The organism is Candidatus Abawacabacteria bacterium (genome assembly GCA_016207805.1).
GTDB lineage: Bacteria > Patescibacteriota > Gracilibacteria > RBG-16-42-10 > RBG-16-42-10 > JACQZO01.
Genome location: JACQZO010000023.1, coordinates 42,824 through 55,625, shown reverse-complemented (window position 1 = coordinate 55,625; position 12,802 = coordinate 42,824). Strand labels below are relative to the sequence as shown.

13 protein-coding genes and 1 tRNA gene are annotated in these 12,802 nt (G+C 40.1%); 5 read left to right on the top strand and 9 right to left on the bottom strand.

Features of this window, described 5'->3' with window-relative positions:
- Positions 1-302: 302 nt before the first annotated feature.
- Positions 303-1,070, bottom strand: a complete 768-nt coding sequence (locus tag HY817_05350) for a hypothetical protein (GenBank protein MBI4836654.1) — start codon at positions 1,068-1,070, stop codon at positions 303-305.
- Positions 1,071-1,179: 109 nt separating this feature from the next.
- Between HY817_05350 and HY817_05345 the strand changes: the two genes are divergently transcribed.
- The gene (locus HY817_05345) at positions 1,180-2,871 is read left to right on the top strand and encodes a hypothetical protein (protein ID MBI4836653.1); all 1,692 of its coding nucleotides are present in this window, start codon (positions 1,180-1,182) and stop codon (positions 2,869-2,871) included.
- A 24-nt stretch (positions 2,872-2,895) separates the two neighbouring features.
- Here the strand turns inward: HY817_05345 and HY817_05340 are convergent, their stop codons facing one another.
- Positions 2,896-4,419 (bottom strand): S-layer homology domain-containing protein, encoded by a 1,524-nt coding sequence (locus tag HY817_05340; protein ID MBI4836652.1) that lies wholly within the window; start codon positions 4,417-4,419, stop codon positions 2,896-2,898.
- Positions 4,420-4,540: 121 nt separating this feature from the next.
- On the opposite strand from HY817_05340, the gene HY817_05335 reads away from it, so the two are divergent.
- Positions 4,541-5,041, top strand: a complete 501-nt coding sequence (locus HY817_05335; GenBank protein MBI4836651.1) for an NUDIX domain-containing protein — start codon at positions 4,541-4,543, stop codon at positions 5,039-5,041.
- A gap of 393 nt (positions 5,042-5,434) precedes the next feature.
- Entirely contained in the window at positions 5,435-6,565 is a 1,131-nt protein-coding gene (locus HY817_05330) for a hypothetical protein (protein MBI4836650.1), read from the top strand.
- 2 nt (positions 6,566-6,567) lie between these two features.
- Here HY817_05330 and HY817_05325 read toward each other — a convergent pair whose 3' ends face one another.
- The 7 genes from HY817_05325 to HY817_05295 form a co-directional block, all read right to left on the bottom strand.
- Entirely contained in the window at positions 6,568-7,098 is a 531-nt protein-coding gene (locus HY817_05325; GenBank protein ID MBI4836649.1) for a thermonuclease family protein, read from the bottom strand.
- 57 nt (positions 7,099-7,155) lie between these two features.
- Positions 7,156-7,971, bottom strand: a complete 816-nt coding sequence (gene tmk / locus HY817_05320; GenBank protein ID MBI4836648.1) for a dTMP kinase — start codon at positions 7,969-7,971, stop codon at positions 7,156-7,158.
- Between the two features lies 1 nt (position 7,972).
- Entirely contained in the window at positions 7,973-8,671 is a 699-nt protein-coding gene (gene tmk / locus HY817_05315; protein MBI4836647.1) for a dTMP kinase, read from the bottom strand.
- A 102-nt stretch (positions 8,672-8,773) separates the two neighbouring features.
- Positions 8,774-10,153 (bottom strand): hypothetical protein, encoded by a 1,380-nt coding sequence (locus tag HY817_05310; protein ID MBI4836646.1) that lies wholly within the window; start codon positions 10,151-10,153, stop codon positions 8,774-8,776.
- A gap of 101 nt (positions 10,154-10,254) precedes the next feature.
- A complete protein-coding gene (locus HY817_05305; protein MBI4836645.1) occupies positions 10,255-10,596 on the bottom strand; it encodes a four helix bundle protein in 342 nt (113 codons plus the stop codon).
- A gap of 194 nt (positions 10,597-10,790) precedes the next feature.
- Positions 10,791-10,866: transfer RNA gene (locus HY817_05300), tRNA-Ile, on the bottom strand.
- A gap of 125 nt (positions 10,867-10,991) precedes the next feature.
- Positions 10,992-11,441 (bottom strand): NUDIX domain-containing protein, encoded by a 450-nt coding sequence (locus tag HY817_05295; protein MBI4836644.1) that lies wholly within the window; start codon positions 11,439-11,441, stop codon positions 10,992-10,994.
- A 113-nt stretch (positions 11,442-11,554) separates the two neighbouring features.
- Here HY817_05295 and HY817_05290 point away from each other — a divergent pair, with 113 nt between their 5' ends.
- Entirely contained in the window at positions 11,555-12,145 is a 591-nt protein-coding gene (locus tag HY817_05290) for a hypothetical protein (GenBank protein ID MBI4836643.1), read from the top strand.
- A gap of 102 nt (positions 12,146-12,247) precedes the next feature.
- Positions 12,248-12,766, top strand: a complete 519-nt coding sequence (locus HY817_05285) for a TrmH family RNA methyltransferase (protein MBI4836642.1) — start codon at positions 12,248-12,250, stop codon at positions 12,764-12,766.
- The last annotated feature ends 36 nt before the right edge of the window (positions 12,767-12,802 follow it).

The window sequence follows — 12,802 nt, the reverse complement described above, 5'->3', positions numbered from 1 at the left end:
AGCTGATGCAGACGATGGAGTTTACATAGCTTCATTCGAAGGATCATCAGTAACAGAAGGTGTTGAGATTGTAGGACGTGTGAACGCAATTTCTAGCCGAATTGAAGATAGCCTTACTGTAGCAGTAGACTAGACTTCGTAGAATGAAAGAATGAAGAATGCAGAGGAAGAATGGGAAATTCATTCTTCACTCTCCACACTTCATTCTCAATTCTTTTTAAAAAAGCGTCTTTCTTATTTATAAGAAGGACGCTTTTTTATTTGCCCACATAATCTTAGCTCTCAGCATTTAGCTCTTAGCTCTATTTTCCCGCTATTTCCCACAAAGTATTAAAAAAACCTCGATAGCTATCTGCTACTAATTTATTCGTGATAGTGAAACAAACTACTGGTGTGCCAAAAAGATTTAAGCCAATATGCTCTGCCCAAATATTGGTATTTACCACTCCAGTAAACAAACCAGGTAATAAGCGATAGTCAAATACCGGGCGATTCTTTTTCATTGCTTTCAATTCATCTTTTTGTTCAATGCTCCCTAAATAATGAATAGCAATTCCTTTCTTTTGCCGTATTCTTTCGTACTCATTCAGGTGCGGCCCCATGATAGTGGCAAAATGGTCGCCGACACCGCCAATGATACACAATAAGCTTTGTTGCCCTGCATTCATCAAAGACTGAAATTCATAGCGTATATAAGCAGGCTGGCCCTGAAAAATATCAAATTGTTGTTGCGATGGTAGAGTGAGTAATCCCTCTAATTGCTGTACGGTACTCTGAGCTAAAGAGCTTTGCTGTTCAGCTATGGCTGCCAAAATATTGGGATGTTTCGCCTGAAAGCGCTTTCTACCATTATGAATAAGATGAGCTGCCAACCCTTTTTTTTCTAAACTATATAAAGATTGATAGACATATTGGCTGTGTAACCCAGTCATTTTAATAATTTGTGAACTGCCCACTTGACCCAATAAAAGCAAGGCAACATACACACTGCCTTCATGCTCAGTAAAACCAAGTTGAACTAGGTTTTTTTGTAATTGAATTAGTTGATCTTTATCAAGAATTTTTGACATTATAATCGGAAAAAGCTTTCTCTACTGATGAATTCTATCATAAAGAGTGTCGTCAAGTAAGTTTGACTCTTCTGAAGTTTGCTTCATACTGGAGCTAATAGTTTATTTTATGAAACGTATTTGTCGTATTTCTGGGCAAGAATTTACAGTCACTGATGATGATCAACAATTTCTCCAAAAAGTAAGTCCACTATTGGCTGGCAAAAAGTATCTCATCTCCCCACCAACCCTGGCTCCTGATGAGAGAAAGCGTAGGCGTATGGCTTGGCGCAATGGGACAAAATTGTATAGTGATATTTGTGACTTAACTGGCAAACCTATTTTGTCGGTGTTTTCTCCTGATAAACCGTTCCAAGTCTACTCGGAGCCAGCCTGGTGGGGAGATAGTTGGGATGCGATTACCTATGGTAGAGACTTTGATTTCTCACGGCCCTTTTTTGCTCAGTATTATGATTTAATGCTGGCTGTTCCCCAAGTAGCTTTGATTACTGACTACTTACCCAATATTAATTCCGAGTATATCAATCTTGCTGGTCCCTCAAAAAATTGTTATCTCATTTTTGATACTGGAGATTGTGAAGGTTGTATGTACTCCCATGGAGTGTATCGCAATTTGGACTGCCTTGATTGTGATTATGTCCATGACTCCTCCTATTGTTACGACTGTGTCAATTGCTACACCTGCTATCAGGTACAACATGCCTACATGTGCTTCAATACCACCGATAGTGAATATGTGTTTAATTTGCGTGGCTGTAAAAATTGTTTTCTCAGTCACAACTTACAACAAAAAGAGTATTATATTTTAAATAAGCCTTATACGAAGGAAACATATTTTGCTGAAGTAGCACGACTCAAAAAAGAGCTTCCCAATATAAAGGAATATTATCTCAATAAAATTGTCGGTGACACCACTGTACCCCGGAAATATTATTTTGGCACTTCTACCGAAAATGCTACTGGTGAATATTTAAACCATGTTAAAAATGTTCAAGTAGGGTTCAATCTCAATCAAGTAGAGGATTGCGCTTATGTTCGCAATTTGGAGCATGCCAAGGATTGCCGTGATTATGATATGTGGGGCTGGGATGCTGAGCTTAATTATGAGTGCCAGGAGACTGGTAGTGGAGCCTATTGTTTGGCCTTTTGCTCTTATTGTTGGGATAGTGTGAGAGACATGTATTACACTCAATTTTCTCGTTGGTCACATCATTTATTTGGTTGTTTCGGTTTGAAACGCAAAGAGTATTGCATCTTAAATAAACAATACAGTAAGGAGCAATACGAGGCGCTTGTTCCCAGAATTATTGCCCATATGACGAAAACAGGCGAGTGGGGCGAATTTTTCCCCATGAATATTTCTCATTTTGGTTATAACGAAACTTATGCCCAAGAACACTTTCCGCTTAATAAAGAAGAAGCGGTCAAAACAGGAGCGCAGTGGTGTGATTACGAAGCGCCCAGGCCACAAGTAAGCAAAGTGATTCCAGGCGCTGCCTTGCCGGATACGATCACAGGAATAGGAGATGATATTTTAGACTGTGCCATTGCTTCAGAAGAAAACGATAAGCTCTTTCGTATTATCAAGCCGGAGCTAGCTTTCTATCGCAAATATAATATTCCTTTACCAAGAAAGTCGCCTGAACTTCGTCACCAAGAGCGCTCTCGTATTCGCAATCCTGAGCAATTATGGGCGCGAAATTGTATGAACTGTCAAAAGTCCCTCATGACTAGTTATGCTCCCAATAGAAAAGAAATTATTTATTGCGAAACTTGTAAGCAAACTGAGAGTGCAGCATGAGCACATTCTTCGCCAGCTACCAATTTATTCTGGGTCCTTCACTATAGAGCCTTCTATATGATGAATATATCTAGCCAAGACATTGACCATCTCCCCACGACTCACTGGCTGATCAGGAGAAAATGTTATTGGCAAAATATCTAATCGATAGGCATGCTCCATAAACTGAGCAAATACACTATTATTAAAATTGGGTATAGTGATTTCTAATTGACTCAAGGGTTCACCATTTTTGAAATAAAAACTGGTAGCGAAAAGCATCTTGATCATTTCAGCGAAAGTAACAGGATTGTCGGGATAAAATTGATTGTTTATGCCTTGGATCACCCCCCTTTTGAAGGCTTCGCCGACAATGCGAGATTGAATAGAGTCATCCTTGGGAACATCAGAAAAATGAGTATTGGGCACGGAAAAAGTATTGCCTCCTACACAATTACTCATCATAGCAATTTTGAGCAGCTCAAAACGACTTAAGTGTTTATTAGGTTTGAATTCACCACTAGCATAGCCTCGTAATAAATATTCAGCAGAATCATTAGCGGAGACTAAACTAGTGACATAGTTAAAGTCAGCAGTGGGGGTGCTAATATCGCTGAACTTTTTGCCAGAGCCGATAGCTAAACAAAGAGGCTTTTCATCTATCTCTGCCGAGATTGGAGAATGAAATCCAGAATCATTGCGTCGGCCACTGCCGCTACCACCCAAAAAACTACCAGTTCCACTACTGCCGGAGTCATAAATACCGCGACTGCCAGTATCTGTGGTTGCCCCGGTAGTTACTACAAAACTAAAAGGGTTGACACCACCGGTGACTTGCCCACCACTGGGCGGTGAAAGCGTAATGGTATATGAACCAATACCAATACTCGAATTGATGTCCCCATTGCTATCAGTAGCAATATCTGTGTCGACTGAGCCATCATTGAGGGTGATAACCGTATCATCATTACCATCAGGCTCACCAAGATCCTGTGAACCATTGCCATTGGTATCGGTATAGAGATGAAATAAAAAAGTACCAGATGGACCGGGACCGGAGGAAGTAATTGTAAAATCAAGCGTCTTCATATCGTCTTGATCGATACCATCACCAAAAGTAGAGTCCGGATCAGTATTATCTGCCGACATTATTTCCGCTGTAATAGTAGTAGTACCAGTATCGGCAAATTCAATGTCAAAAGTTTGGCTAACACTCGCGCCATTGGTAATGGTAGTAAAAGTTAAAGCTCCTGATACCGGATTATATGAACCATCGCCACTAGACGATTGTAGATCTAATTGAGGAGAAGAAAAGGGAATGCTTACTGCCACATCTGCAGCATCTCCTGGACCATCATTAGTAATGGTTAGGGTGATAGTTACCTCTGAGCCTACTGGTCCAGAGGTAGATGGTGCAGTGAGTGTCAGGCTCAGATCTGCAGAAGGCAATACTGCGAAGGCATAGGTTTGAGGCGCGGAAGACAAAAATAAAGTGCAAAAGCCAACAATAGTGAAACAAAATAATCGAACTACTATCAAGCCTAGTTTAGTAAATAATAACCGCTGCATAAGAAATAAAAAGTCAGCAAAAAAATAACATGCATAAGTATTCTTCACCTATCATTTGAGTCCGTCTATGCTTGCTTTCTAGCAACAATGTGGGATAAATTAAGGCTAATAATTTTTACCCATGCCTACCAACAATTATCTCCATGAAGTTGCAATTACAGCCATTATTATTAATGAGGAAGGAAAATATTTGATTACCAAAAGGGCTATGAGCAAAAAACGTTTTCCCGGTATGTGGACGGTGCCTGGAGGAAAATTAGAAGCAAAAGATTATTTAGAGCTACCCAAAGACACAGAGTTTTATTGGTACAATGTGTTAGAAAGAGTACTAAAAAGAGAAGTGCAAGAAGAAGTTGGTTTAGAGATTAAAGATGTTGAGTATCTCACCAGTCTAGCAACAGTACATGCCGACGGTTCACCATCGATAGTGATTTCTTGCACAGCTCAATATGTTGGTGGCACAGTAAAATTGCAGCCTGAGGAAACTGATGAATATGCCTGGGTAAGCACCGAAGAAGCCAAAAAGTATCCCTTGATCGATGGCATTTATGAGGAGTTAGTAATGATTGATAAAAAGAGAAGGGGAGAGAAAAATGTCCTGTGGGAGCACGTTAACAAATAGAATATTTTAGGGCAGACCATTCTTAGTCTTGATAAATAATACATGACAAATCAGCTGTCTTGAGTGTTTTGACCTTAGTTGACCACGCATGACAAATTAGCTTGGTCAGTAATCCATCCCCATTGTCATACCAAACTAGATTTGGTATCCAGCTAGGACAATGTCACTCTTAAACTTCATGTTACTTCACAGCACTATTGTCCTAGCTGGGTACCGGATCTGAGTCCGGTACGACAGTTGAGGGAAAATTATTAACCAGAGAAATTCGCCATTCAAAGCTTATTCATAGCCTGAGGCGAATCGACATTGAGATCTTTTTATAGTAAATTCTGCTATCACCATCTTCTGGCTATAGAGCACGATTAGTACGTTTCGAATAATACCCTTGTTTCCATGTCAGCCCATAGTACTAAAGCATCTCTTCCCCTAGGAATTCATGAGCTATTTAATGCCTTGGAAAGCGCTATTGGTCATTCCGTAGTTATCCCTGTTCGTGAAGAGCAGTGTGTTCTTTTAGCAAAACCTGATACGGAGATATGTTTACCTGAGGAACAAGAAAAGTTAGCTTTACGCAAAGAGTTTTATGCTTTGGCATCTCTACTCAGTGCCCGTATTTGGACCAGAATTGTTCAATGGCAAGAAATCAATCCAGATGCTTACTTGGTGCTTCCTCGTGAGTTCGGTAACAGAAAAATTAAGGGCAGAAAAATAAACAATCGTAGTACGGCTGTTAGTTTGGAAAGGCTGCTCAGATTACATGCGAATTGGGAAAGCTGGGTTGCCAATCCAAGTCCCTGGAGATTGATTATGAGCAGTTTTTTCATTCTATGTGATACTTTTGTCCATTCCTATGTATCTGAACGAGAAATCAACATGAGCAAGTCTCGTGCTGTCTGGTCTGAAGAAGATCATTGGTATCACCGTTTCGTTACTCTTCTGGAAAGAAGAAAAAAAGTACAACCACATATTGCTGATAGCACGGTACAACACTTAGCTTTCACCCATGGTTTGGGAGTAATCCGTGATCTCCTTGGCCTTATTTTAGATTTTTATCATACGCGCTTTTCTGGTCCGATTGATGTGATTTCCCATACCCGGCTTGGTAGAGAGGCTAGGCATTTTGTTGGTCGACAGTCCAAAACACATAATCATATTGAATTATTTCTCGACACACTGGGAAATCGCTATCTAACAAAGTCAGGGCCATCGGTTTTGATTTTGTCAGGTGAAAAGCCAGAGTTGGCGCTGAGTATCAATCCTGAGGTTATTAATCGAGAACATCTAGTTGATACAGTTGCTATTCGTGAATGGATTTATGAAGTGATCCAAAAAATAATAAAAGTTCCGATTGCCGAGGCCTTTACTCAAGACCGCTTAACGTGCCCGGCAGCAATGAGCACTGGGGCTGGCAAAAATGTGGTCCAAAAAACACTTCAACAAATTCAGGCCACTGAAGCTAAATATCTTTTTGAATATGATGGGGCGAGACTTGAAGCAGAGCATTATTTCCAAAGAAATCAATAACATTACTGGCATTTTCCCCATAAGCCTTGCTTAATGACTTTTGCTTCCGTTTCCGTATTAGCCAGCAAACTCTTATATTTACTATCGGGAGGGTAATCCTTTGCTCGGGCAAAACCGTCAGCTACCAAGGCATGGTTTACGAAAAGATTATCAACATATACATACCGCAATAGCCGGCCATATCGATCAGTTTCGCTCACATCTTTTTGCATAGTGATTTCTTTGTTTTCTACTAAACTCCGATTTCTTGCCGTAGCTTCATTGGCATAGCAACTAATCTTTGTATCGCGACTGTTTACCTCTGGGGCATCGATGCCGATATAACGGACTTTTTCTCCAGTATTCAACTCAATCGTATCGCCATCAATCACTCGCATGACCTGAGCTTTAACCAGGCTCTTGTCTATTGTTGTGCCTATGGGAGTGGGGGAAGGTGGGGGTAAATCTGGTGGTGCTAGCAAAGATACAAGCAAAAAAGCCAATAGTACTAGAAGACTAATGACTTTTTGTAGCTGGGATTTACTCAATTTCATGGAGAGACCGCTTAGTCTCTACCAGTATGGAGCAAAATAGATTTTAGACAAGGACACTTAAAGTACTGATGGGAGTAAGCTCTTAATTTGTTTACTAACAGCTTTAATGGGCTGCATAGCATCAATTACTTGAAAATGCTTTTTCTTACTCATCTGTTCGTAAGTGGCGATCAGCTTATTGACCAAGGTCAAGCGTTGATCTTGGGCTATTTCAGCGGTTAGCGGATCACCATTGATTTGATAAAGTTTCTCACCCTTTTTTAGTGAGCGCAGAGTATCCACCATTGATCCGGACATAGATCCACCGCTCATGCTGCCTTTTAACTTTTTTATCAAGCGTTGCATTTGTTTAGGTGAGATTTTACCCTTTTTCTTACGTAGCTTTTTCGCTAATTTACTTACTCCCGCTTCCATACGACTATCTACTCTTTGGACGGAAATAGCATCAGTAACTTTGAAGTAGAGCACCATATCAGGACTTGGGGCAAAGCTATACATATCTTCAAGCCAAGCTTCATCCAATCCATTGACTACGAGATCACGGATAATACCGGTATAGCTATACCGGTCACAAAGTACTACTTTCCCAGCAGCTAAGGCTGGTAGAATTACTTTTGCCACGCGTTCACTAAGGTCAGCGGCAATAATAATACTCATTGCCAATGGAGTAGGCTGTTCATCAAGCTCTTCTACATGCTTGAGATAATCACCGACTAAAGGGGAGCTCTTCCAGCTGCTTACTACTACTTTACGACCATATTCTTTTTCAATATATTTCTTAACTTTTTTGATTTGGGTACTTTTCCCTGAACCGTCTATGCCTTCGAATACAATAAGTTTTCCTTTGGTAGTCATTTTGTTTGTGTTTTTCATATTACATCATGGTTACTGAATATTTGTTTTTGATATAGTCACGTAAGTACTTTTTCACTATTGGTGTAGTTTCATAAATTGGCTTGGTACCATCAATGACAATCAACTTATCCTGCTTAGCTAAGCGTTCATAATTAGCAATTACTTTTGACTGAAAAAGATGGAAGTTCTCGAGAATATTTTCTGATAGACCTAGATCCATACCAGCCTCATAAAACTTCAGGTCAGCTCTACCAGTAGCTCTCTTCACGGCAATATCAGTAGGTACCTGGAAATAGAATGCTAGGTCTGGTTTAGGCAAAAATTGATACACCTTGCGAATATACGCTTCATCAGCTCCACGGGCGACGCTGCGCGCAATGTCGGTGTACATATAGCGATCACAAAGCACAATTTTCCCTGCCTTCAAGCTACCTTTGATCATTTTGACATAGCGATCCGCCATGTCAGCAGCATGGGTTAAATGGAAAGTTCGTGGATGTACGAGATCTTTTTTATCACGTTGCGCCTTTACTTTTTTGTTCAGTGGTTTGATTGCCAAAGAAGAATTCCACTCAGAGAGCTCTACGGCAAAACCGCTAGCTTCCAATAGATTCTTCAGAATCACTAGCTGGGTACTTTTCCCCGAGCCATCAATTCCTTCTACTATGATCAAGGTACCATTAATAAAAGGCGTATCAGTTTTTTTTGTTTTGGGCATAAAGTTTTGTTTTGACTTCACAGTATTATAACATAATTTGCCGAGGATTGTGAAATTGCTCAGCAAATAATGTAATTAGTGCCACTGGTAAGTGGGGTTTAGCTAGGCAGCTTCAGCTTGTACTGCCAAATCAAAAGTTTCAATGTCCAAATAACCTTGTTGATGAAGCCCGACTTTTATAACTGCTGGCAAGCCATAGTGCTCAATTGCTGTAGCCACCGCTTTGTGTCCACCATAATAAGCATGCCCATACATTGGACCATGAATATGATGTCTAGCCCAAGCTCCCGACAGCTTCTTTACATAAGTATCATCCAGTACACAGTCAATTGCTAAATGTCTTATTAGTTCAGTTTCAGTTACGCCATTTCTTTGGAAAAGAATAGAAGCATTATTTTTTGCAGCGTCTTGTAAACGCTCCAACCAGTACTGTACCTCATGGTCTGGACCCAAGAATTCCTCCAAACCCTCCTGTCCTCCACAGGCAATTAACAAAGCATTCTGTGCCCACCCCTCTCGCAATACAGTTTCAGTAGTGCACATAGTATGAGCCACTGCCTCAAAACCTAATTGACCATTTCTCCACAATAAATCTGCTACAGCCGAATCGATATAATGACCAGGGGTGATTTCGTGCGAGACAAGATGTGCCAATCCCGTCTCAGTAATCGGATGATCTGTGTTGTATTCAATTAGTCCCTGTAACAATGCTCTACCTTCACCGTCTCTACCACCAGCATAAGCACTTGAAGCCGTAAACCTTTTATTAGAAACCGGTTTAAATTGCATTCCCGTAAATGCATATTCTGCAAAGTGTCCATACGGCTTAAATATCTGATTTGAGAAAATATTTTCACGGGTAAGTCGTAAAAGTTCTTTATTCATAGCGGCTGTACGAGTGTCGAATCCCAAAATAGAAACATACCCTACTCTCTGGGTCCATTCTGCTACTGCCCCTCGTAAATCAGTTGTATCTGTCGTATTGATACCCCGTTTTTCTAAAGCCGCCCTGAGCTGCTCTCGTAGATGTTTTGTTTCGACAATTACTGGCGTTTTCCTGGCTGAGGCAAAATAACGGTCATCAAATTGCGGTAACGGATCGCCATTTACTTCTGCCAATCTGGTCTTAGCTATTACCGCAAAACAATCACCCATATTGCTCATAAACTTTATCCGCAATGGATCTGTCCCTGGTGCTAGGGCATCTAATAGCAATCTTCTTGAATCAGTTAAATTATATGTTTCAACTAATGCTCTGACAGAATCTCTAATAACGGTTGGATCTGTTGACCTTCTTAAATTGACAGCGTGCATATCTGCATAAACATTAGGCAATGCCACTTCAGTTTTAGGATATGAATCGGCAATGAAGTGAGAACCACCATCAGGCTCACCGATATTACCACCACAAATAGTATCCACAGCAACTAATGTTTGGGCGTATATTGCCTCAATCCCATTGCTCAATTCTCGGATAGCCATGATTGTAGAGTAAATTGACGATAAGCTACAATAGTTTGTTTTTGTTTTCAAATTAACAAGGTGGGAAATGCCCATTCGGAGTCGAGATTTAGACACAAAGCTTATGCAAAAGTTCTGATCATGCCTGTAAGCATTTTCCCAATAATTACCAGTTCTTCATACCATTTTTGAATCAAGTCGTTATCAATACAAAAGTTTGATAGAACCTTTACTAAAGCAGCCGATTCATGACAAGACCCACGAGCAATGCGATAAAAGTTTTGTTTATCTCTTTTGCTAAACTTTCCTGTTCCTTCAGCAATATTGGCAATAATACTTAATAAAGCTCTTTGTAATTGATCGCTAACTATATAATTCACTTTAGCTTCAGTAATTGTACCAAGTATCTCAGTATACAGATTGTGAGCCTTCTGATACACAGGAAACTTTTCATAAGTAAACATAGAAACAATTAAGTGTTTTTTATAATAACAAAAGAATTATGAAAACTAAGAAGCAATTTTCATAATTTATTCTTCATTCCTATTTTATTTTTTATACTTTATCTTTCATTTTTCCGAATCCGTTTAAGTACTCTTATACAAAGAAAAGGAATAAAAAATAACTAATAAAAAATAAGACTCATCCTACGGATTCGTGGTGGGCCCACCTGGATTTGAACCAGGGACCAATTCGTTATGAGCGAACTGCTCTAACCCCTGAGCTATGGGCCCAAATACCAATAGCAGGCACAATATAGTGAAACTCCACCAAGAATTCAAAGTGAAATGAGATGGTTTGCTTCAGGATGACATTTGAGCAGATCGATATGAGGTACCCAATTCCCAATTCGCAATTCCTAATTCCTTCCCTCCTTAATCTTCTCCAGCCTATCCTCACTATATTCCACCAGCAGCGGTAACACCCAAGCAGCACGAAAATTGTATTGATCTAATGCCTCACTCTTCAAGCTCTCCCATTTAGCTTCAATGATTTCTTCAGTATCAAAACGAATAGTATCAATATGCTCTTTGAGATGCAGAAGATAAATATGCTTACAGCTCGCTTGTGGCACATCATGAATGATACGAAGCTTCTCAAAGTTATATTGTGTTTTCCCGATTCCAGTCTCTTCCTCTACTTCCCGTACCAGTGCTTCCTCAAATGTTTCACCCTCAGCCACTTTCCCTCCGGGTAACCCCCATTTACCTTTTTTATGTTCTGGACGATTCATACGCAGAAGCAAGACTTTTTTATCTTGGACAATAATGGCTCCCACAGCGACATGTATTACAATACTTTTCCCCATAAAGTCAGACTAAAACGTGAAGAGTGTAATAGGATCTATATTTTTGAGCAATGTTTGGAGGTGAGTAGTCACGGAAAGTGATCCTTGCTAAAGTATTAGCCACGTTTAAATATATGAGAATAATTGAGGGGCGAGTTGAGGCAGTATTTATTACTCCAGAAGCTGCACTTGTTGCAGAACGCAGACAAGAAATAGAAAGTACATTATGGGGAATTTGGGGAGATCGTCATCAAGGTTTCACTACTTTGACCAAAGGTAAACGAGAGCGCAGTGCCCTTGGTGTAGAACTTCCTTATGAAGGCCAAAAACTACAAGTGCCCAACTGGCGTCAATGGTCAGCTGTCTCTACTACTGAATTGAAGCGTATCGCAACGAATTTAGGTTTAGCAGGGATTGATTTAACGGAGCTGGCTAGTTTATTGGGAGCGAATATGCTTGTTTCCGATGATGACAAGTTCTCTCCTAGATTTTCTGATGTGCCGGCTGGTTCAATGTTTGTATTTCCTTCGGGCTGTATATGGGAGGTAAGAGCAGAAAACTTTCCTTGTGACCATCCTGGGAAAAATATCCATAATAAATATCAGCAGGTACCAGAAGCGGCTTTTGTTAAAGCCGCTCTACATAATCGTGGTTTAATGGGCAATGTTTTCTATCCTGGAGTAATCAAGGTCGGTGATAATTTTAAGTTACAAATTCGTGAATAAAATTAAGCAGTATTGCATACTTCAAAAGTAATAACTACCTTGTGGGACAAGGTTCACGATATCCTACTCTTCGTGTTCCTTTATTCGTAATCTGTAATTTGTATGTGGCGCAAACGCACTTTCTCTGAACTTTCCGCCGAGACTTTCAACCGTAAAGGCAAGCTGCCCTTGGTTTTGGTTTTGCATAATATTCGTAGCCAATACAATGTCGGCGCAATTTTGCGTACTGCTGATGCTGCCGGGGTAGAGAAGGTGATAATTAGTGGCTATACTCCCAAGCCAGAACAAAGTGGAGTAAAGAAGACTGCTTTACGCGGTTTAGAAGGGATTAATTGGGTAATGTCTGAAACTATTATTGACGAACTCCAAAGTTTAAAGAAGCAAGGGTATGTCATTTATGGACTAGAGCAATGTCACGGGGGTGTCGCTTACCATAAACAAATATATGATTTCCCAGCGGTGCTCATTGTGGGCGAAGAAGTTTCGGGTATTGAAGATGAATTACTTACTCTCTGTGACCATGTGATAGAAATTCCCATGTTTGGTAAGGCACATTCATTAAATGTCTCAGTGGCTACTGGGGTTATTTTGTATCATCTTTTGCAACAGTTTGGTCGGTGAGAGAAAAATGAAATTTATGAATAAGGGAAAAAGTGT